The following is a 379-nucleotide window of genomic DNA, read 5'->3' as shown; positions in this document are numbered from 1 at the left end:
TACAGCAACGAACCACATAGGCAAGTCACTGTAGAACGCTATCACATCCTGAATCGTCATGCCCATTTACTCCGGAAGTCGATATTGTGGTCGATGCAGTACTGATGGTATGCCAGAGCGTATGCCTCATTGGCAAACAAGAAGTGGTCATTGTACTCATTGACCTCAATGACATTCTTGTCCAACAGACTAAAGATGTATGAATCATAGATTCCGTAGTAGACAATGGTTCCTTCGATAGGACGGACTTTCTTGATATGGTATTTCTCTACAGAGGACATACCACCCAAAGCCATTACGCCATACAAGGTATTGCCTACCTTATAGTGCTGCATGAACTCTTCCACAGACTCAATCGAGCCCTTCGGCCGCACCTGAA

1 protein-coding gene is annotated in these 379 nt (G+C 45.1%); it reads right to left on the bottom strand.

Features of this window, described 5'->3' with window-relative positions; all coding sequences use genetic code 11:
• Positions 1-56: 56 nt before the first annotated feature.
• Positions 57-379: hypothetical protein (locus VJI94_RS08090; protein ID WP_324008976.1), on the bottom strand; the 323-nt coding region annotated here is incomplete at its 5' end.

It is taken from the genome of Parvimonas sp. D9, from assembly GCF_035282565.1.
In the GTDB taxonomy this organism is placed as follows: Bacteria; Bacillota; Clostridia; order Tissierellales; family Peptoniphilaceae; genus Parvimonas; species Parvimonas micra.
Note: the sequence above shows the minus strand (reverse complement) of the source record. Positions and strands in the feature narration are given on the sequence as shown.